This window comes from Allobosea sp. 10L422 (assembly GCF_056395345.1).
On sequence record NZ_JBFTJI010000013.1, the window covers coordinates 158,058 to 178,459 of the forward strand.

Here is a 20,402-nt window from a genome sequence, read left to right on the forward strand (position 1 = left end):
TCATTCGCGAGCACGCGGCAGCGCGCTCGCTCTGACGGGCCTCGTGGTTCAGGCGTTGCTGCGCAACCCGCTGGCCGAGTCCTATGTGCTCGGCATCTCCGCCGGTGCCTCGACCGGGGCGGTCTCGGTCATGATCCTGGGGCTTGGCGCCGGTGCACTGACCCTGTCCGGTGGCGCCTTCCTCGGAGCACTTGCCGCATTCGGGCTGGTTCTGATTCTCGCCCGCGGCGCGCACGGCGGCTCCGACCGCACCATCCTCGCCGGTGTCGCCGGCTCGCAGCTCTTCAACGCGCTCACCGCCTATATCGTCACGAGTTCCGCCGATGCCGAGCAGGCGCGGGGCGTGATGTTCTGGCTGCTCGGCAATCTCGGCGGCGTGCGCTGGCCGGATGTCTATCTCGCTGCGGCCGTCGCCATGGTCGGCCTGATCATCTGCATCAGCCATGCCCGCTCGCTCGATGCCTTCAGCTTCGGGGAGGAGGCGTCCGCGACCCTCGGCGTGCCCGTGCCCCGGCTCCGCCTCGTCCTGTTCGGCGCGACGGCGCTGATGACGGCGAGCATGGTCTCCGTCGTCGGCTCGATCGGCTTCGTCGGCCTCGTCATCCCGCATGCGGCGCGCATGCTAGTGGGCTCCGGCCATGGGCTGCTGCTGCCCGCATCGGCGCTTGCCGGCGCGATCTTCATGGTGATCGCGGACATCCTGTCCCGCATCGTGGTGCCGGGCCAGATCCTGCCGATCGGCGTGGTGACGGCACTGATCGGAGCGCTGGCCTTCGCCTTGCTGCTCTACCGCGCGAGGAGGCCGGAATGACCTTCTCGGTTCGTGATGTGAGCTGGGGCGCCGGGAGCCGGCTGATCTTCGACGAGGTGAGCCTGAACGTCCCGGAGGGGGCGACGCTCGGCCTGATCGGGCCGAATGGCTCCGGTAAGTCCAGCCTGCTGAAGCTGCTGTGCCGGCGGCGGCAGCCGCAGGGCGGCGTCATCACCCTGGGCGGCAATGATCTCGCCGGGCTGAGCCAGATAGCCATTGCCCGACGGGTCGCCGTCGTCGAACAGCAGGCGGCGACGCTGGAGGAGTTGACGGTGCGCGACGTCGTCCGGCTGGGCCGCACGCCGCATCGCGGCCGCTTCTCGTCCTGGACGGCGCAGGACGAAGCGATCGTCGGCCGGGCGCTCGATCAGGTCGATCTCGGCGGACGCGGCGGACAGTCCTGACACACCTTGTCCGGCGGCGAACGCCGGCGCGTCCAGATCGCACGCGTCCTGGCGCAGGAGCCGCGCGAACTGCTCCTCGACCAGCCGACCAATCATCTCGACGTCCAGCACCAGATCGAGATTCTCGCCCTCGTCGAGCGCCTGCCACTGACGAGTATCGTCGCCCTTCACGACCTCAACCTCGCCGCGGCATTCTGCGATCTCGTCGTGGTGTTGAAGGCCGGGCGCATCGTCGCGGCAGGGGCACCGTCCGCCATCCTCACACAGGCGTTGCTGTGGGACGTCTTCGGCGTACGCGCCCAGATCGGCCGCTCGGCGCGTGCCGGCCGGCCCATATCCAGTTCCTCTATGATGACCCCGTGAGGCGGGCGTGACTGGTTTCGAGCTTCCTCTACCGCCGCACGGACTCACCTGCGCTGCCGCGCCTGACGCCTCGATGGAGCGCCGCGCCGCCGCGCGCCGCTTCTGTTTGGACACGATCAGGGAAGTCTATGGCACTGAGTATCGACTGGACTGGCATGCCGATCTCGATTCGCTTCTGCGTCCGCCAGCGCAATGCTGGTTCTCCGGAGAGAACCGCGGCGCGTTTTGGAGCCTTCATTCTCCTGATGGAGAGATCGTCGCCTCGGCCGGGTTCTATGGGCTGATGTGGAAACCGAACTTGGTCGCCGCCTTCGCGGACCGCTACCCGTCGCCAGCCGGCGTCACGCAACTCGTCCGCGTCTACGTTCGGAAGGATCTGCGGGGGAGAGGGATCGGCCAATGGCTGACCACGCTCGCACAGACAGAAGCCCAGCGACCGGGATTCGAGACACTCTACCTCCACGCCAACACCGACACGGCGGCGACGATTGCGTTCTGGCGCGCACAGGGCTTCTGCGAATTCGCTGCGGCCGAGGGCTCCACGCATTTCGACAAGGCGTTGACGACAGACCCCGTGTCTCCTTGAAGGCGCTGGCCCAGCCGAAATTCTCGACGCCGCGATCGAGCAATCGCATTTGTCACATTGGTCTTTTGCTGAGCTGCTCGGACAGGGGTTTCCACCATGTGGCAAAGGTCCGCTTTCGGGCAAGGAGCCAGAGTCCGCTTCCGACGCGAAACGGACCTCTGGAAGGTCCGCTATGGGCGCTCCAACGCGCTTAGCAGAGCGGTTTGCGCTAGCAATCGCACTCCGCCAAGAGATTGCGCACGAGGCCTCCTGTCCTCAATCGTCGAAACTCAGTTCAGCCACCGTATTCTAAGTGAATGATTGGATAAGGCCGGCCTTGCCCGTCCAGTGGCGATCGACCTGTGCGCCTAAATCCGATTTTCTCGTAGAAGCCCACGGCTTGGCCGTTCTGTTCATTCACGTCAGTGGTCATTCTCGGGTAGAGTTCCAAGCCGTGGCGCGCGAGCGCAGCTCCAATGCCCCTTCCGCGGCAAGCTGGATCGACAAAGAGCGCCTCCATATGCCCCTCGTCGATAAGCATGAAAGCCAGCGCGTGATCATCTGGATCGACGGCAAGCCAAAGCGGCGCTTCGGGGAGAAAGCTGCAAACCAGCTCGTCGATCGCGAGGCGATCCTCCGGCGTCAGAAAATCATGGGTAGCGTCAACGGCGCGTCGCCAAATTTCGATTGCGCGCTCAGCATCGCTGGGGCGTGAAAGTCTAATCACATGCATGATCGAATTACATTCTAACTTTTTGAGCGCGCGCTCTATTTCGTTTCTATGAGGATAGCAAGCAGTCCTGCGACTGGCCCGTCCCGTTGGCTACGCGCTATATCCACTGCTCGCGAGGACGAGGAAGCCATGTTCACCGGCATTGTTCAGGCTGTGGCCAAGATTGCAGCCATCGAAGACGACCACGGCATTCGGATATTCACGCTCGATTTTCCCGCGTGGTTCACCGACGGGCTCGCAATCGGCGCTAGCGTGGCGGTGGATGGCGTTTGCCTGACCGTTACGACCGTCGTATCGAGCGAACGCGTCCTCTTCGACGTGATGCTCCAAAGCCTAACGGTCACTGCGCTTGGGAACTGTGAACCGGGGAGCCTGGTCAACGTCGAGCGTGCCGCGAAGGATGGCGCCGAGATCGGTGGGCACCCACTATCAGGTCACATAGACTTTGCGGCTCCGATCGAACTCATCAAGGAGTACGGAGGCAATAAGGCTATCCGGTTTTCCATTCCTCGCCCCTTCGAACGGTACATCTTCGCGAAAGGCTACATTGCCATCAACGGATGCAGCCTGACGGTCTCGGAATGCGACAAGGTCGAAGGCTGGTTCGAGATTTGGCTGATACCGGAGACGCGCCGGGCAACGAATCTTGATGCCAAGCGAGTCGGTGAGACACTCAACGTCGAGATCGAACGGGGAACGCAAGTCGTTGTTGATACAGTCCGAGACTCTGTTGCGGAAAGCCTCGGAGAGTTGCGGCCGATGCTCGAAGCCCTCCTGAAGGAGCGTGGCCTGGCTTTGGACGAGTTGGTGACCCCGCCAGCACTGTTGCCTCCACGGCACTGAGTCCCTAAGCGCCTGCTTCCTACCCCGTTGCAGACTTAGCGGGGGCCGGCTCCATTCCGGGAGAGGGCAAAGTCGGGTGAAGCGCTCAGATCCAACCTCGGCTTTTGAATATCGCCTGATAGATATCAAGCACCACATCCTGCTTGCGTCGATTATAGTCGTGGGCGGTGTCCACCCCATCTTTCGCCAGCATCTTCGCTTCAGCGTAGCGTTTCCTGTCCGCCGGCTGCTGGCGTAGCCAGTCACGGAACAGGACATGTCGCGCATGCTCCGGACAAGCGGGGCCGAACACATGCAGGTTCACGCGCGGCTCCTCGCGGCGCAGCATTCGATGCTGGTACCATGAGCGCTCCCTGATCGTCAGATCGTAGCCAAGCGCCTGCAAAGCCGGGACATACTGTTCCTCACGTTCGGGATCAGGAACGATGAGATCGATGTCGATAACCGGCTTGGCAGGAAGATCTGGAACTGCCGTGGAACCAACGTGTTCGATCTCTAGCAAGCCGGGAACGGCGGCGTTGATCTCTGCCTTGCCAATCTCATACTGCTCAGCCCAGCGCTGTACGCCTCTACCTTGATCCGTTCTTGCTTTGGTTGACCGTTGATCCAGGGGTTTTCGGCAGGATCACCTTCCTCAAACCGGACAATTGAGGCCTCAGTCGGCCGGGGCTGCATTCTCAAATCCATATCTCCAGCACTTGCATCGAATGACATGCGAGGCTAGCTTCGATCGCCGCCGTCAACTTATCGAGGTCATCGGCCTGACTAAACGACGCCATCGAGGAATGGGCTTGCGCAGATTGCATAGGGCTTGCCGCATAGTCCGCTTTCGACCGATTGTGTTGAAGAAGTCGGCGTTGGATTGCCTCCCGACCAAGGCTGGGTGGATCGGTGAGAGAGCGTTTGCTCTCATGCGCGGCCTGGGGTGGCGCTGGCGGCGTCATCAGCTTTGCCATTTTCCTGAGGTTCTGGGCGGTAGCGGCGAGGAGGAACTCGTCGCGGGCGCCGCATGGCGCTCGCAGCCGCAGGCGGTCGAGCTTGAGGATGCGTTTGAGATGCGCGAACAGCATCTCGACCTTCTTCCGCTCGCGCCTTGAGGTGACGTAGGCATTGGTGGTGGCGATGTCGCGCGCCATGTCACGGGCGCCTTCATGGATCGAGCGCAGGAGCTTGCGGGCGGGCGCTTTCGGGCAACAGCGCAACTTCAGTGAACAGGCGTCGCAGTCGAGCTTGCTGGCGCGGTAGCGCATCAGGCCTTCGGCATCGACGCCGTCGCGCGGCGTGTCGAACCGGCGGCGGAACTGCCGGAGCTCCTTGCCGCCTGGGCAGGTGTAGAGATCGCGAGCGTGGTCATAGGCGAAGTCGGACCGGCTGACGGTGCCGTCGCTGCGCTGGGATTTGTCGAACACCGGGATGTGCGGCTCAATCCCGCGCTCGTGCACCAGCCAGGCGAGGTTCTCGGCCGAGCCGTAGCCGGCATCCGCGACCAGCTTCTCGGGCCAGGTGCCGAACCTATCCTGCGTGCGCTCGATCAAACCCGAAGTTCCCACCGCCGCCTCCTGCAGCGCCGGCAGGTTGGTCTCGTCGATGGTGTGGGCGGTCATCCGTTGCCGACGAGCGGACAGTGAGCCACGGCCGTCGGTTTGAGGCTCGCAATGTCGCCACTCGCGAAAATCTTCGGCATTAGGTAGCAAAAACCACCAAGCATAAGCAACTGAATCTGAAAGGGTTCAGGCGGCGAGGTACGCCGATATTTTGACGACGCTTGCCGCATCGCCCATCTTCTAAGACGGTCCTAGTGAACCCAGACAGACAGCCAAGCTTACCCACCCATCTGCGGCACATGAAGCGGCTTTGGCACTAGCTTGATGTCGTTTTCCGCCAGGGTGATCCGGACCTTGGAAAGGATCGCCTTGCGGATCTGGAATTGACGTCCGGCCCGGGCCTTGTATTTGCCGCGGATCACCAGAGTGCCTTCCTCGAGCGCGGCAATGCCCTGGCTCTTGAACGGCTCAAGGAGATCGGCGTTCAGTTCCGGATCCGCCGCGACTTCCTGCCCGATCTTCTTGAACAGTTTTCGCACGGCTTCGACATCGGTGTCCAAAGCAACCCGGAACAGCATCTTCTCTATGACCCATTCGCGGCTGAAGTTCTGGATCTTCCCGATCTGCCCGAAGGGGATTGTCGCAACCGGGCCGCGCGGGTGCCTCAAGGAGACTGAGCGCAACGAAATTCTCTCGACGGTGCCCTTGGCACCCGAGGTCTCGATGTACTCGCCGTGGCGGAAGGCATCATCGACGAGGAAGAACAGACCGGCCACCACATCCTTGACCAGTGTTTGCGAGCCGAGGCCAATCGCCAGGCCGAAGATCGAGAGGCCGGTGATCAGCGGCCAGACATTGATGCCCAGCATGACCAACACGGTCAGGGCCCCCAGCGTCAGAAGCGCCGCCTTGGTGAGGCCTACAAGCAATGGGCCGACGGTGGTCAGCCGCGTGCCGATCACCGCGGTGGGGACCTGCTGATCGCCCTGGGTTTGGGGCCTGATGCGCGCGGCCATGATGGCCACCCAGTTCCAGCAGAAGGCAATGACCAGCACGAGCATCAGGATCTCGGTCGCTTTCAGCAGGACAGTGCCCCGCGGAATGTCGACGACATCCAGAATCGGCAGGAGCCAGAGCGTGGCCAGGGCCGCGAGGATCGATGCGGCCACCACGATGCGGAACGTGCGCCACAGCGCGCCGGTCAGTTCGCCGCCCTGCGACCGAGCCGCCTGCCAGCCGCGTCTTTCGATGGCGACGTCGAGATGAGGCCCGGCAAGAACGAGCAGAAGCGAAAGCAGCAACAATCCACCTCGCGTCGGCCTTCCGATCGTCAAGTCCAGTTGGAGGAAGACGAAGGCGAGCGTGACGACCGCCACCACGAGCCAGGGCCAGATTGAGGCCAGTTTCCGGCGAAGGGGTGCTGCCCTGCCGCCGAAGGACAGAGCCCTTATCACCAGCCGGCGATGACGAAGATGCGCCGCCGCGACCAGAACGGTGAACGGCAGGGACACCGCGAATGTTGCGAAGAGATCGCGTAGCGGATCGGCCGCATTCCAAACACGCAGACAGGCTAGTACCACCAAGCCGCCGGCCGCGATCCCGATCGCGACAGCAAGATCGCGTCGCCAACGCCAGAAGATCGACCTGCGATCAGCGGTCAATGGGAAACATATCATTGTCGCCACGGCCGAGATCACGACGCAGTTCAGCAAGGCGCGGCGCAGCGCTGAATCGGTGACGAGGCTCAGAATTAGAACCCACGAGGCCAGTATCACGAGCAAGGTGGCCGCGAACCAGGCCGCCGCAGCTAGAAGCGGCCTGGCCTTCGATCTGCCGAGGATTGAGCTGGCAACCGCTGCCCGTTGCAACAACGGCAGTCAGACAAGTCGCTACAATGCCGAGAGCCAGCAGCGCGGGACTATGACCGGCGGTTTCGAATCCCTGGATGAAATCGTGCCATGCACCACCAGAAGAGAGCCATCCCGAGAACCTCGCGGCCAGCCCGTTCTCGATCAGCATAGAGAAACGATGGAGCATCGCGGATGCAGCCTCGAGCTCGTCGGTCCTTGAATCGGCAGCCATGGTCTCAGTCTCGGGTAGAAGTCGACAACACTCGTCTGTCCGCGCCAAACGGTTGTCCAGCATGGAGAACGTTTTGAACCCTGGGCACAGCGAGGGCGGCTCGTTCCGCTCGGACAGAACCGCAGCCTCGGCGGCCCTAGCGGGCAGCCTTCTACGATGCAGGCTGCGCCTCCGGCATCTTCCACTTGCCGTTCAGGATCACGGCGCGAGGACGGTAGAGCCGGAATGTGTAATTCCACCCCTGCGTAATCGGCAGGCAATTCACGATCTTGCCGTCGCAGCCGCCGAACTGGATGTCGATGGCGCCATCAGCATTCTTCTTGCCGGTGATGCTGTTGACCGAATAGGCGTCGTAATCGTTCTTCTGGAAGAAGCCCTTGTCGTTATAGACGCTGATCGACCAGAATGCGTCGACGGGGACATCCTTGACCCTGAGCTTGTAAACCGTCTTGCCGTCGTTTTTGGCGGGGGTCACCGAGGGGTAGGATGCGTCCTTGTCGGGGTTGCCGCCCCAGCCGGCCGCCGTGCCGATCAGGTGCATGACCGGATCGACCTTTCCCTTCGGGCCAAAAGCGTTGGTGAAGCTGCCCGATGCGGCGGACAGCGCTTCGAGCGCGTCACGGATCTTCTTCTGCTGAGCCAGGTCCCAGTTCGGGGCCTCGAACTTGCCGGCCGACTTCTGCTGCACCTTTAGCGCATCCTGCAAGGCGTGAACCTCCGCGAGGTCCTTGGTGTCATTGGGATCGACAAGGATTCGGACCGCAACGAACGCATAGCGGGTGCCGACCTTGTCCTTGGTGAGCGTCGTGCGGCCCGGCTTGTAGACCACCATCGGGGTGTAATGGTCTTCGCTGATGACCTGCATCGAGACGAAGCGCTTGCCGGCATCGGGTAGGGTGATGGTCACCGGACCGGCGTCAAGGTCGAAGAGCGCCTGGGAATAGAGCGTGTCCCGGTTCATCCGGACGACAGGCTGCTTGTCGATTGGAGTCGGCGCCCTGTTGTGGACGAACTTGCCGAGGGCGCCGTCGCTGGCCGTTTTGGCCATGTAGAAATCGGACTCGGCTCGCTTGAAATTGCCGACATTGACCGGAACCGGCTGCGCGGACGCCACGCACGGCGCGAGAACCAGGAACCCCAGGCTACAAGCCATCATCATTCGCATTGAATGGTACCTCATTGACGTCGTCGATCCATTTGCTTGTTGGAGCGAGGCTGAACAGTCCACCCGCGCATTTCGGCTGAACACGATTGATGGGTCGAGATGTGATCTATGAAAAATCAGCGATGATGCTTGGTAATGTAAATCAGGTTATATCCGTATAAATAAACAATGGAATTGCGATAATCGTAATCTCAACGATATCTATCTTCATAAATATTACGAAAAACAGGAGTCGCAGCCGCGGTGCGGTGCGGGGATTTTCTCTATCGATGACGCCTGGCGTTCGAAGCTTAATCTAAGGTCGCAAGGGGCATTCACGACTCTCGGAGGCGCCGGACGACCCCGTCACTGTTCGGACAAAGCTGTCGTCTCAGCCGCGCAATCTGGCATCGGGCTCACCTGCTTCGCCTTCGCCGCCTTCACCTCTGCTTTTGCGGCCTTGAGATCGGCGAGAAAGGTCGGGTCGGTTTGCAATCGCGCAACCGTCGCCGCGCCCATGATCCGCCCAGCATCGACATCGCTCTGCCAATGGGCGTTGCAGATCACGCGGCTATGCCCGAATTCGATCCCGCGCTTCAGCAGCGCATCGGCGCGTTCGGGGTTGATCTGTGCGAAGACAAGGGCCCAGCCCCAGCCGGCGGCAGTGTGTCCGGACGGATAGGAGCCGTCGCTCCGCAGAATGGTCTCCTGATCCGCTCGGCAGGTCGCCTCGTTGTGAACCACGAAGGGGCGGACCCGGTTGTACCTGTTCTTCACGCCATAGGTGGAAAGGCCAAAATCCGACAGCATCTTCTGCATCGTCGCATAGAGTTGCGGGGTCTGTCGGCTATCGATCCGGAAACCCATCGCGCAGGAGAAATTGTCGGAGGCCTGCGGAAAGGCCAAGTCGGCGTCGCTATGAGCGAGCTTCCAGCGTGCGGTGTTTCGCAGGGGAATCGTCGCCTTGCGCGCCTCCTCGTCGCGCGCTAGTGCGGCCGAGTTCGCCTCCGGCGGTGGACCGAGCAGAACCAGGCTGTTCGGCAGATCGGACTGTTTGAGATAGCCCGGCGCAATCTTGAAATGCGGATCGGTGATCTTCGGCCGCGCCTCGTCCGTCTGCGCCACGGCTTGCCCACAGAGCGCGAGCAGCGCAAGCAGGGGAACAGATGCGCGCCTGACCGCACTCCCGATCTTCGGCATTCTCATCCCTTTCAATCCATGAAGCTCCGGTCAAAACCGGTATGTTGCGGCAATGGCGGGCCCGAGCCGGGTCATGTCGTACGAAAAGCCGCCTCTGCGACAGTCGACATGGAGCGGGTTCGGGGAAGTCGGTTGCCCTAGCCGAGGCGCGAGGGGAAGCGCACAGCAAGCCGATAGCGATAGCGCGCGCTCGTTACGCCTGACATTGCTGCTTGTCCCCCCGCTTGCCCGACTTCCGCGAGCGCCCAGGCCGGGCAGCATGCGATCGCGGCCGCATCGGCCAGCGAATGTCGTTGTGAGCATTTCGTGCATGGGGAGCCCGCTCGTCTTGCCTTTTCGCGACAATCGCCTCCGGGTACGGTTCGATCTCTTGGAGGCGCTGACCGGATGATCGCGGCGAGGTTCGATGGCTGATATCCCCTTGACGCGCGGCCAGTTCCTCCTGCCCTTCGTCAGCATCCTCGAGGAAATTGGCGCTCCGACCGAGACGCTTCTGGAGCGGTGCCGGCTGCCGGCGTCTCTCGCCGAGAAAAGCGATCTCTACCTTCCTCTCCTGCCGGCGCTGCGTTTCGTCGACAACGCCCAGAGAACACAGGGCATCGAGGATTTCGGCTTCCTGGCAGCGCAACGCCTGCATTTCTCCCACCTGAGGGAAAAGACACGCTCCTTGATTGCGCATTCCCCCACGCTGCTCGTCGCGCTCCGGCACGCCTGCTATTGGGCGTCGCGGGAAGACACCATTCTGAGCATGTGGATCGAGCATGATGCGGATCACGTGCGGGTTTGCAGCAGGCTCAGCGGCACGAGGGGGCTGCTGCATCTGAAGTATGCGCAATGGATCCAGAACATTTTCTCGATCTACATCGTCCGCGAATTCGCCGGTCTTGAGTGGATGCCGACGGCGATCGCCTTTGAATCGTCTTATGCGCCGAGCCCGGCGACGCGGTCCTCGTGGCCTGGCGTGCACTTTCTGTCAGAGCAGAATGCCGCATGGATCAGCCTGCCAACTGCGCTTCTCGGTCTCCCCAATCGATCGCCCGCTTCCGGCGTTCCCCTGCAAGATCACGACGCCAGGGCTTTCCAGTATGACATGGTCGGACTGCTCAAGCTGATGCTGCCAGCATATCTGGAGCAGGGAACGACCGCTCTTGCCGACGTCGCCGAGATCGCCGGCGTCACCTCGCGGACACTTCAACGCAGGCTTGCGCGTGCGGGCCTGACCTATTCGGACGTGCTCGACACTGTACGGTACGAGCATGCGAGCAGGCTCCTGCGGGACACCGATTGCAGGATCATCGATGTCGCCTTTTCCTCCGGCTACGCCGATCCGGCGCATTTCAGCCGCGCCTTTCGCCGGATGACAGGCGTCACGCCACGTCGGTTCCGCGAGCAGTCGCAGCCGCAGCTCGGCTGAATGTGTTTCGCCTTGAGCGGCCTGTCGATCAAATGACCGGCACCGCACTCGGTCGCGACGGCCGGAAGGGCGAATATCTCAGTGCCTACAAGCGCCTAAGGAGTTGCGCTGTCAAATCGCGTTGAAGGGCAGCCCCGTTATCGCGTTGAAGGCTAGTGCCAGGGATCAAAGACGACCTGATCGCGCTTGAAGCTGCGGGGATGGTCGGCGACCGTCTCGCCATCGAGCAACACAACGATCCGGTCGGCATAGGCGCGCACCAGCACGGCGCGGCCGGCGGCCCGGGCATCGACGCTGTACTTGTTGCGATCATGCGTGATCAAGCAGGTCGTGGTCGCCCGCATCGGCTTCTCGACGAAGCCGGCGAAGGGGCCCAGATACGGCATCAGCCGCGCCTTCTCCTCCTCGAAGACCTCGATGACAGACCGATCGCGGAACTCGGGATGCTTGGCCCGCCGAGCGTAGGCGACACATTGGTCGGCGAGCCAGGCGTTCAACTCGTCGAGCGTCTTCACCTTCGGCCGCGGGCGGAACAGCAAATCGCGGATCGTGCCGACCTGGTTCTCGACCTGGCCCTTCTCCCAGCCGGCCGCCGGCGTGCAGGCCACCGGCTCGACGAGGTGATGCGAGCAGAGCTGAAGGAAGCGCCGGTTGTACTCCCGGGCGCGGCCGACGAAGACGGCTTCCACCGCGGTCTTCATGTTGTCGTAGATGCCGCGCCGACAGACCCCGCCATAGAAGGCGAAGGCCTTGTCATGCGCGTCGAAGACCATCTCCTGCGTCTCGCGGAAATAGGCGCGCACGATCGGCATCCGGCTATAGGCCAGTCGCATCTGAGCGACCTTCACCACCACGGGCGGCCCGTGGAGTTCGATCGCCTCGTGGCTCCAGTCGAACTGATAGGCCTCGCCGGGATCGAAGCGCAGCGGAATGAAGGCCTGCGCCGGCAGCCGGGCGCGATCGGCACGCCAGGCCTTCACGAACCGATGGACGCTGTCATGGGCTCCGTCGTAGCCGCGCCCGCGCAGCTCCTCGAACAGCCGGATTGTTGAGCGTCGCTAGCGCCGCGGCAGCCGGTCTTCGGCCTCGAGGATCGCCGTCAGCGTATCGACCCAGGCTCCCAGCTTCCGCCGCGGCTGGACCTCGCGCTTGTAGATGAACTCGGTCGCGCCGGAGCGGAGCACTTTGCGAACCGTGTCGCGCGCGAGGCCGAGTTCCCGCGCGATCCGCTTGATCCCCTTGCCGTTCTGGAAATGCTCGAACCGGATCCGACCGATCGTCTCCACACCCGTCATCCCCGGACCCTTCCGAAAAGACGGAAGGATCAGCCGCAGCCGATAACAGGGGGGCTAACCTTCAAAGCGATAACCGCCCCTCACGGGGCCAACATTGCAGGCGATCTCACAGCCCAACCTTGTTGAAAGCATGCCGGGGGGGCCGGCCTTCAACCCATCCCAATTGGCGTTTGCTGGGATTGTTTCGTTGGTGCTCTACGGCGCCTTCGTTTTCATCCAGCTCGTGCGACGAGGACGCGCATGCGTCTCCGCCATCGAACCGAATTGCCTTGGTAAGTGTCGGGCTGCTGCTCGTTGCGCTCGTGCCGATCGTCGCGCTCGCCGAGTCTTTGACGCCGACTCTCTAGGTAGGCATTGCCTGGCTCGGTTTGCCCAAGGCGGTGATCGGCATCGTCATTGCAGCCGCCGTTCTGCTGCCTGAAGTCCTGGCAGCGCTAAATGTGGCCAAGGCCAACCGATTACAGACTAGCCTGAACCTCGCGCTCGGGTCCGCATTGGCGGCGATCGGGCTGACGATCCCCGCGGTTGCGGTCGTCTCGATTGTGCTTGGTCAGCCCCTGGAACTCGGGTTGGATGACAAGAGCCGCCTCTTGTTGGCGCTGACGCTCATTATGAGTGTCATCACCCTTGGTACCGGTCGAACGACGGTGCTCCAGGGCGCCGTTCACCTAGTCATCTTCGGGGCATTTCTGTTCTTTTCCATAGTGCCCTGAGACGGGCCCGAGTGGACCCACCTCGGCGGCATGTCGGCACCGCCAACACAACGAGGGCGGACATGACTAGAAGATCACCGTTCGCCCTCTTGGCGCTTCTCACGGCCCTATCGGTGACGCAGGCCTCAGAAGCGGTCGCCTCACGGCCCAGACCGATCCGCGCGGTTTACATCCTTCCCCACAACAAGGCGCATTTGCCAATCTTCCCCACGCTTCGCGACTGGAGGGTTCTCGAACGTATCCGCGAGAGGCGATCGCGCTTTCACGGTTTTATTTCGGAAACAGGAACTGGAGCTGGGCTCGGAGCTGCCAGTTGGCGGCTCCGCTGGGCTTGGCGACATTGTAGTACGCCGCAAACTGGGCGTTGACCGGCTGATGGCCGACGTGGAAGACGCGCCCAAAGCCTCCTCCAATCGGCACCGTCCAACGGTCGCCATGGCCGGCCTCCCAGTCGGCAGTGATGATGGGAGACGAGGTCAGATACCAGCCGCCGTGGAAATTATAGTTCACGAAGGGCTGCAGGGTCATAAGGTTGACGGCACTACGATTGCTCTTGCCTGCGAAAGACCAGACATTATTGGCCAATATTCCGACGACCCACGGCCCTTCGATGGCCAAGGCGACGAAGGCTGGCCCCGCCGAATACTTGCCGCTGGTCAGGCTCTTGTCGGTGCCTGTCGGGAATACAAAGGTCGGGCCGACCCCCCAGATGATGCCGTGCGTCGGTTGCTTCGGCGAGAAGAAGAAGCTGGGGTTGATGTCGCCCAGGCCGAACTCGCGGTCGCCATTCGCCGTCAGGGCCGGTTGCGCGATCACCGGCGTGATCCAGCGCGTGATCAGATTCCAGTCTTCGTTGAGCGTGATCGGGATCACGGGCTGGATGTTGAGGACATTCTGGAGCTGTTTGTGTGGACCGACGTTGAAATTGAAGTTGTTCTGGAAAGGCAGGCTAATCATGTCGGCAACGGGGTTCTGCGCCGCCTTGGCCAGATCGTCGCTGCTTTTCTCGCGTTCCTCCTGTGCAATGGCCAAGGAGCTTGGCAAGCCTATTGAGACGGCGAGCGCGAGTTTCAGTCCCAACCGTCCGCAGCGTTTGCGTCGTCCAGTCATGATGCGTTCCGTCTGAAGTCCAGACTGCCAGAATGCAGAAGAACAGAGTTCTCTTTGGCACGCCAGATTAAGCACCGCCCAGTCGCGCAAATCTAAGTTTGTGTTGCTTTCAGGATACATGCGGCGAGGGTTTCAGCGAGTTTCCGCTATACCTGAGGACAATAATCGGGCGTTAGGCTGCGATCCCGTCCGGAGAAAAAACCGGACGCGATGTTCGGAGGCTTTTGCACAAACTGGGACACGAATTCGACGGATCGTTTTTGCTGCGGGTCATGAACAGCAGGAAATTCATTTCCATGTCGGCCAGGCGAGGGGGGCCGAGTTCGGGTAGTCCGGATAAGTAAAAATGTCACAGCCATGGCTGCTTTGTGGAGGGAAGCAAGTTTCGCATTGAGCGGACGCAGTGTTCGGCGAAAGCTGGGCGTGGAATTCGCAGCATGAATCGCAAAAAAGGGGATTGCGATGACACTAAGCCACGCGAAGGCCTGCGGCTTCATGTCGATCATCCTCGGGCTCGGCAGCGCCGTGGCGCAGGCCGCCGACCTGCCGCCCCCGGCTGCACCCGTGCCACCCGTGATGACCTCGGCATGGACCTACCGGTTCACGCCCTATGGCTGGCTGATTTCGCTCAACGGAGATCAGACCGTGAAGGGGCGAACTGCGAAGGTCGATGCGAGCTTCATCGATATCGTCGATGCCACGCTCGGAGATGGCGGAACGTTATTTGCCCTGATGGCCGATATGGAGGCCCGCAACGGCCGGCTTTCCCTCCTCGGCAATTTCGCCGCGCTCAAGGTCGGCGTGGATCGCGGCGGCGTCCGGACACGCGGCGTGACGCCGGATATCACGGGGGCGATCGGCGCGTCCGGCGATGCCAAGGTCTCGATGGCGATCCTCGAAGCGGGGGCGGCCTACGAGCTGGCGCGCTACGGATCGGTCAGCTTCGACGTGCTGGCGGGCGCGCGCTACTGGTATCAACGCGCCGAGCTTTCCTTCGATGCGGGCGCGACCGTCGATGTCGGCGATCTCAGCTTCGGGCGTAACGTCGCGATCGCCCGTTCCGGCGCGGTGGACTGGGTCGACGGCTTTGCCGGCGCGCGCATGCGGGTCGCCGTCGCGCCCGGCCATGAAATCTTCCTGCGCGGCGACCTTGGTGGTGGCGGCAGCAAATTCTCGTGGCAGGGCATTGCAGGCTACAGCTTCGATTTCGCCGAGAAGAACGGGGTCACCTATTCGGGCGTCTTTGGTTACCGGGCGCTCTATGCCGACTATGCGCAGGGAGAGGGACGTCGGCGTTACGCTTTCGATATGTTGATGCATGGCCCGGTTGTCGGGCTCAGCCTGCGATTCTGAAGCAGGGCCAGATTGCGGTTTCGAAGGCGGGCGGATGCTGTCGAACTTGCTGCGCGCGGCAATGGCGCCGACCGGAGACGCCTCGTGACAAATACAGTCTGCGCGTAGGGGAAATGCGGATGAGAAGCGAGCTTTCGCTTTTCGTGGGCACCTTCACGACCTTGCTGGCCATCATCAACCCGTTTGAGGGTCCTGCCGGTCGTCCTCAAGCTGTTATCCGGCAAGGATAGCGTCACGCACAGCAAGGTCGCGTTGAAAGCCTCGGTCTATGCTCTATTCTTCTTCATTTTCGGAACGCTTCTGCTTCGGATTTTCGGTGTCCCACTGTGGGATCGTCGGCGGCATCATCCTGATGAAGATCGGCTTCGAGTTGTTCATGCCTAGAAAATCGGACGACGATCTGGGCTTTTCGGGCACCGACACCGACGAAGCGAACATTGCTTTCGTGCCGCTGGCAATGCCGCTCATGTTCGGTCCCGGCGGCATCGCCACGATCATCGGGATGACCGCGACAATTAAAGATTCATCCAAGGAGATTGTCTCGTTCCTCGCTATATCAGCGGCAATCGTCGCGACGATGTTCACCACTTATCACTGCTTGCTCTATGCCGAAAAGCTCACGCAAAGAATCGGCCCGATGGGGATCGATGCTATCACGCGCATTGTCGGGTTCTTCGTTTCCGCGATCGGGGGCGGGTTGATTTTTGACGGCGTGGTCGAAGCCCTGCAAATGCAAGGCATGACCAATCTGCACTGAGCGTCGCCTCCATCGGCGATCACTGCTCAACTGCCGGTATGGCGAACGACAAATCGTTTCCATGGTCCGTCACCTTCCGGTGGATCTTCCGCCTCATCTATATCTGTGGGTTTCGACCTCTCTTAAGGGGCGCCCGCTTTTGCTTCGACGATGAGAGGTCGATCGCGAGCACGCCGATGACGCGTCCGACGATTGCGGAAGGTGTCGCATTATCCCAACTCCGGTCCGGCTAAGCCGAGGACGGCTTAAGAACGGGCGAAGTGTGCGAAACGCCATCTTCATTCCTGGAAGGCAAAGACCTTTTTCCAATCCTTCTTCATGTCGACCACGGCCCATTTGTTCACAGCCGCGGCGTCGAGCGCCTTGTCGAGTTTTCCAAAGTGGGAATCGCGGTCGTAGGCGTATTCGCGTTCCGCGTCGGTGTGGTGAACGATCAGGCCGAAGCGCACCCCGCCGGACATGGTCGTCCATTGCAGCATTTCGAGATCACCATCTGAATTCCCGAACGCCGCAATCGGCCGGCGGCCAATCTGCTGATTGATGCCGATGGGCTTGCCCACCTTATCGTCGATGAAATTGATCTGCGGCAGACGGAAAATGACGGGCCTGCCATCGCGCATCTCGAACTGCGTCTTGATCGAGGAGCCGATGACCTGCTCGGGTGGGATTCCATAGACCCCGTCGGTCCAGGGACGCATGAATTCCACACCGCCGCCAGAGGCGATGTAGGTCTTGAAGCCATTGGCCCTGAGATAGGCGAGCAACTCCAGCATTGGCTGGTAGACCAACTCGGTATAGGGGCGCTTGAAACGCGGATGGCGCGCCGTGGCAAGCCAATCCGAGGTGATTTTCGCAAACTCTTCCGAGGTCATGCCGGCGTGCGTGGTGCCAACAAGCTGCATCAAGCCCAGTTCACCCGATGCCGCCAGCGCCCTCAAGTCGCCATCGAGGGCCGCCTTGAAAGGCTGTTTGGTCTTCCAGCCAGGGTTCTGCGGGGCGAGCGCCTTGACGCGTTCAAGCACGAACGCAAGCTGAACATACATCGGCTGCTCGACCCACAGGGTTCCATCGTTGTCGAACACCGCGATGCGTTCGGTGGGCGCGACGAAGTCTGGCCCACCTTGGGTCGCGACGCGCGTGACGAAATCGATGATCGCTGCCTTGGTCGGACCGTCGTTCCAGGACGGAAGCTGCTCAGCCTGTGCGTACGCCGACGATGATAGAAGGCATAGGGGCGGGATAAGAGTTGGCAGAGCAGCCAGCGTGCCAAGCAGCACGCGGCGGCTGAGATGGACCCGGGAGTTGGTGAGCTTCATGTTCGTCTCCCGTCAACGTGTGAGAAATCCGCCTCAATACATGAAAGGCGCGTCCCAGGGGCCGAAGTCGAAGCTGTTCTGCGTCATCGCGGCGGTCATCTGCCGCTCGTCGGCCAGTCTCTGCTGGAACACCATGCTACGATACTGGGCGTAGGCTGCTTGGTTGCCGAAATAGACGCATTGGCAGACGATCGGATCAGCGTAGACGTAGACGATCTGCGAGTTCTTGGTTTGCTGGACGAACTTGTTGGGCGAGAGCTTTTTCATCGCCGCGATGCGCTGCGGCGTGTTCGCGGGCTGTGGCGTGAAGCCGGCCGCCGATAGCAGGTCTTCCTTCTGCTGCACCACCTGTTGTGTGGACTGGCAGCCTGTCAGGGCCAGCCCGAACGAGATCGCAAATCCGGCTACGGCATATTTCGTCACGACGTCCTCCCATGATTAGGTCTGTGCGCGCCAACTCGACCTGAACGTTTGCATTGCAGCCTCCCGGTCTTCTTTCCTGCCAGGCTCGGGCGCAGCGCGAGCAGGCATTCACTTGCATAGCTCGGCGATCGTCCTGCGCGGGGCCGTCTCGGTCTGCTGCTGCGGTCCGGCTCGGCATCGAACTCAATCACCCGTAGGGGCCCCGAGTAGGTAGTCCTTTTGCCGCTGCCGGCTCGTCGAAGGATAGAGCGACTGGCACTCTCCCCAGTAAGAGCTTTTGGGCTGCCGATTGACGGGATCAGCACAGATCCGGGCGAGCTCGGCCTGTCTGGACTGCGGTGTCTGGCAGGCTGACAGAGCGATGCCAGCGAGGAGCGCCAAGCATATCAATCGAATGACGGTCATTGTCGCGCCTCCCTTTTGAAACCAGGTCTGCTGGGTATGATTGCAGAGCCATCATCGACCGCCTGGGTGCCAGCGAGGGGGGTTCCGACCGGATTTCCGTCCCATCGGCGCTCGGCCGCGATGCCCCCAAGCATCCGCCCTTCCCGTAATTTTCCAAACTGCGTGGAGTGTGCTGATGGCAGTCAGTCATGCGCACGAAGGTCGGGGGAAGCGGCCGCCCCATTCGGGACGGCCGCGTTGTCGCATTGTGAGCGGTCAATCGGACCGGCCCTTTGCGTTCTTGATCTGATCCATGACCTGATCGAGGTTGTAGCTCGCCGGGTCCTGCATGGGCGGGAAGTCCCTGTAGGAAAGGAGTTCCTTCATCCACAGCGCCTGGCCGATCGGCAACATGTTCCAATCGTAGACATAGGCGGTGGAAGGTGAGCCGATCGTGCCGCCCATGCCCATGAGCGTCTTGTATTGCGAACCGATCGAGGTCTCGAAGGGATCACGCTTGATATTGACGACCTGGGCCCAGTGGAAGGGCTGCACGCCCGAGATGAAGCCTGCCGGCGAGTCGGACACCATCGCGAAGTAGATCTTCCAGTTCTTGTAGCGCACCGCCGACGGGTCCTTGCCGGAATAGTAGAAGAACGTGTCGCGCGCCGATTTGTCCGACCGCCCGAGAAGATATTCGGTCTGGTCGAAGCCATCGAGCTTGGTCTTGACGATGCCCGGATAGTTGCCGGCCATGATGCGCTGGTTCAGCGCGTCGCCCTTGTCTCCGCCCGCGAGGTTGACGAGCGTCGGCAGCCAGTCGAGCGACGCGAAGATGTCGTTCTTGATCGTGCCCGCCCGGATACCGCCGGCAGGCCAGCGGACGAGGAGCGGCGCGCGCATGCCGCCTTCCCAGGTGCTCAACTTGCCACCTTTGAAGGGGGTGGTGCCGCCATCGGGGAAGGTGATCGTCTCGGCGCCGTTGTCGGTGGTGAAGACCACGATCGTATTATTGAGCTGGCCCATATCCTCGAGCTTCTTCAGCACGACGCCGATATTGTCATCCAGTTGCTTCATGCCGGCCTCGTTGAGGCCCCAGTCCTTGCCTCCGGGCTCGCCGATCATCGCCTCGTATTTCGGCGACAGCACGGTGGTGATGTGCATGCGCGCCGGGTTGTACCAGGCGAAGAACGGCTTGTTGGTTCGTCTCGGGTCGTTGCGCTCCAGGAAGTCGACCACCTTGGCGGAGATTTCCTCGTCCACGGTCTTCGAGCGTTCCAAGGTCAGCGGACCTTCGTCGCGGCAGGTCTGATTGGCCGCCGTGCCGTTGGAGGATGTGCAGAACATCACGGGACGTGGCGGCGTCAGGCAAACCGAGGTTCGCGGATCCACCGCACCGGGAACCGGAGGAAGACCCGGGATCGTCGTGTTGACGCATGGCGGAGCCACACTCTGCTGGGTCGGGCTCTTGTTGATGTCGGGGAAGCTCACGCCCTGCATCGCATCGAGGTGATACAGATAGCCCCAGAATTCCTGGAAACCGTGCGCGGTCGGCAGCGCGTCAGTGTGGTCGCCGAGATGGTTCTTGCCGAACTCGCCGGTATTGTAGCCGAGGTCGAGCAGGAACTTGGCCAGTGCCGGCGTGCCCGGCCGCAGGTAGGAGGGGCTGCCCGGCAGTTGGGGCGGGATCATGCCGGTGCGGAGCGGATGCATGCCGGTGAAGAAGGCATTGCGGCCGGCCGTGCAACTTTGCTCGGCGTAGTAGTGCGTGAAGAGCGCGCCTTCCTGGCCGATCCGATCGATATTGGGGGTTTCCCCGACCATCAGGCCGCGGTGGTAGATGCTCGGCTGCATGATGCCGATGTCATCGCCCATGATGAACAGGATGTTCGGCTTTGACTGCGCCGGCGCAGGGGCCTGGGCGACAGCCGGCGTCAACGCTGCAGCA

The 20,402-nt window shown here is 61.8% G+C and carries 16 protein-coding genes and 4 pseudogenes; 8 read left to right on the forward strand and 12 right to left on the reverse strand.

The window, feature by feature from the left end; all coding sequences use genetic code 11:
- Positions 1 to 16: 16 nt before the first annotated feature.
- The 3 genes and pseudogenes from AC1DEZ_RS22405 to AC1DEZ_RS22415 all read left to right on the forward strand — a co-directional run.
- A pseudogene (locus AC1DEZ_RS22405) lies at positions 17 to 811 on the forward strand (FecCD family ABC transporter permease); the annotation flags it as partial.
- A pseudogene (locus tag AC1DEZ_RS22410) lies at positions 808 to 1,589 on the forward strand (ABC transporter ATP-binding protein). The pseudogenes AC1DEZ_RS22405 and AC1DEZ_RS22410, both read left to right, overlap by 4 nt.
- A gap of 62 nt (positions 1,590 to 1,651) precedes the next feature.
- Positions 1,652 to 2,164 carry a GNAT family N-acetyltransferase gene (locus AC1DEZ_RS22415; RefSeq protein WP_476780722.1) on the forward strand — a complete coding sequence of 171 codons (513 nt, stop codon included), beginning with the start codon at positions 1,652 to 1,654 and terminating at the stop codon, positions 2,162 to 2,164.
- 274 nt (positions 2,165 to 2,438) lie between these two features.
- Here the strand turns inward: AC1DEZ_RS22415 and AC1DEZ_RS22420 are convergent, their stop codons facing one another.
- Positions 2,439 to 2,876 carry an acetyltransferase gene (locus AC1DEZ_RS22420; protein ID WP_476780723.1) on the reverse strand — a complete coding sequence of 146 codons (438 nt, stop codon included), beginning with the start codon at positions 2,874 to 2,876 and terminating at the stop codon, positions 2,439 to 2,441.
- Between the two features lie 129 nt (positions 2,877 to 3,005).
- Here AC1DEZ_RS22420 and AC1DEZ_RS22425 point away from each other — a divergent pair, with 129 nt between their 5' ends.
- Complete coding sequence (locus AC1DEZ_RS22425; RefSeq protein WP_476780724.1) at positions 3,006 to 3,719, forward strand: riboflavin synthase subunit alpha; 714 nt, start codon at positions 3,006 to 3,008, stop codon at positions 3,717 to 3,719.
- 85 nt (positions 3,720 to 3,804) lie between these two features.
- Here AC1DEZ_RS22425 and AC1DEZ_RS22430 read toward each other — a convergent pair whose 3' ends face one another.
- From AC1DEZ_RS22430 to AC1DEZ_RS22455, 6 genes and pseudogenes are all read right to left on the reverse strand, one after another.
- Positions 3,805 to 4,329, reverse strand: coding sequence for a GrpB family protein (locus AC1DEZ_RS22430; protein ID WP_476780748.1), 525 nt, complete (start codon positions 4,327 to 4,329; stop codon positions 3,805 to 3,807).
- A 331-nt stretch (positions 4,330 to 4,660) separates the two neighbouring features.
- Positions 4,661 to 5,302: pseudogene (locus AC1DEZ_RS22435) on the reverse strand (transposase); the annotation flags it as partial.
- A 239-nt stretch (positions 5,303 to 5,541) separates the two neighbouring features.
- Complete coding sequence (locus tag AC1DEZ_RS22440; protein WP_476780725.1) at positions 5,542 to 6,924, reverse strand: mechanosensitive ion channel family protein; 1,383 nt, start codon at positions 6,922 to 6,924, stop codon at positions 5,542 to 5,544.
- Positions 6,914 to 7,345, reverse strand: a complete 432-nt coding sequence (locus AC1DEZ_RS22445; protein WP_476780726.1) for a hypothetical protein — start codon at positions 7,343 to 7,345, stop codon at positions 6,914 to 6,916. The genes AC1DEZ_RS22440 and AC1DEZ_RS22445 overlap by 11 nt, the downstream gene beginning before the upstream one ends.
- Positions 7,346 to 7,496: 151 nt before the next feature.
- A complete protein-coding gene (locus AC1DEZ_RS22450; RefSeq protein WP_476780727.1) occupies positions 7,497 to 8,393 on the reverse strand; it encodes a DUF1254 domain-containing protein in 897 nt (298 codons plus the stop codon).
- A gap of 462 nt (positions 8,394 to 8,855) precedes the next feature.
- Positions 8,856 to 9,689 (reverse strand): acid phosphatase, encoded by an 834-nt coding sequence (locus AC1DEZ_RS22455; protein WP_476780728.1) that lies wholly within the window; start codon positions 9,687 to 9,689, stop codon positions 8,856 to 8,858.
- Positions 9,690 to 10,095: 406 nt separating this feature from the next.
- Between AC1DEZ_RS22455 and AC1DEZ_RS22460 the strand changes: the two genes are divergently transcribed.
- Positions 10,096 to 11,103: a helix-turn-helix domain-containing protein gene (locus tag AC1DEZ_RS22460; protein ID WP_476780729.1), complete on the forward strand. Its 1,008-nt coding sequence runs from the start codon at positions 10,096 to 10,098 to the stop codon at positions 11,101 to 11,103.
- A gap of 164 nt (positions 11,104 to 11,267) precedes the next feature.
- Here the strand turns inward: AC1DEZ_RS22460 and istA are convergent.
- Positions 11,268 to 12,398: pseudogene (istA, locus tag AC1DEZ_RS22465) on the reverse strand (IS21 family transposase); the annotation flags it as partial.
- A 380-nt stretch (positions 12,399 to 12,778) separates the two neighbouring features.
- On the opposite strand from istA, the gene AC1DEZ_RS22470 reads away from it, so the two are divergent.
- Positions 12,779 to 13,111, forward strand: a complete 333-nt coding sequence (locus AC1DEZ_RS22470) for a hypothetical protein (RefSeq protein WP_476780730.1) — start codon at positions 12,779 to 12,781, stop codon at positions 13,109 to 13,111.
- A gap of 270 nt (positions 13,112 to 13,381) precedes the next feature.
- On the opposite strand, the gene AC1DEZ_RS22475 is transcribed toward AC1DEZ_RS22470, so the two are convergent.
- Positions 13,382 to 14,341 carry a hypothetical protein gene (locus AC1DEZ_RS22475; protein WP_476780731.1) on the reverse strand — a complete coding sequence of 320 codons (960 nt, stop codon included), beginning with the start codon at positions 14,339 to 14,341 and terminating at the stop codon, positions 13,382 to 13,384.
- 342 nt (positions 14,342 to 14,683) lie between these two features.
- On the opposite strand from AC1DEZ_RS22475, the gene AC1DEZ_RS22480 reads away from it, so the two are divergent.
- Together AC1DEZ_RS22480 and AC1DEZ_RS22485 are read left to right on the forward strand one after the other, a co-directional pair.
- Positions 14,684 to 15,574: a hypothetical protein gene (locus tag AC1DEZ_RS22480; RefSeq protein ID WP_476780732.1), complete on the forward strand. Its 891-nt coding sequence runs from the start codon at positions 14,684 to 14,686 to the stop codon at positions 15,572 to 15,574.
- 268 nt (positions 15,575 to 15,842) lie between these two features.
- Positions 15,843 to 16,331, forward strand: a complete 489-nt coding sequence (locus AC1DEZ_RS22485; protein ID WP_476780733.1) for a MarC family protein — start codon at positions 15,843 to 15,845, stop codon at positions 16,329 to 16,331.
- Positions 16,332 to 16,609: 278 nt separating this feature from the next.
- Here the strand turns inward: AC1DEZ_RS22485 and AC1DEZ_RS22490 are convergent, their stop codons facing one another.
- The 3 genes from AC1DEZ_RS22490 to AC1DEZ_RS22500 form a co-directional block, all read right to left on the reverse strand.
- Positions 16,610 to 17,647 carry an HAD family hydrolase gene (locus AC1DEZ_RS22490; protein WP_476780734.1) on the reverse strand — a complete coding sequence of 346 codons (1,038 nt, stop codon included), beginning with the start codon at positions 17,645 to 17,647 and terminating at the stop codon, positions 16,610 to 16,612.
- 33 nt (positions 17,648 to 17,680) lie between these two features.
- Positions 17,681 to 18,070 carry a hypothetical protein gene (locus AC1DEZ_RS22495; RefSeq protein WP_476780735.1) on the reverse strand — a complete coding sequence of 130 codons (390 nt, stop codon included), beginning with the start codon at positions 18,068 to 18,070 and terminating at the stop codon, positions 17,681 to 17,683.
- 660 nt (positions 18,071 to 18,730) lie between these two features.
- Positions 18,731 to 20,392, reverse strand: coding sequence for an arylsulfatase (locus AC1DEZ_RS22500; protein WP_476780749.1), 1,662 nt, complete (start codon positions 20,390 to 20,392; stop codon positions 18,731 to 18,733).
- Positions 20,393 to 20,402 lie beyond the last annotated feature (10 nt).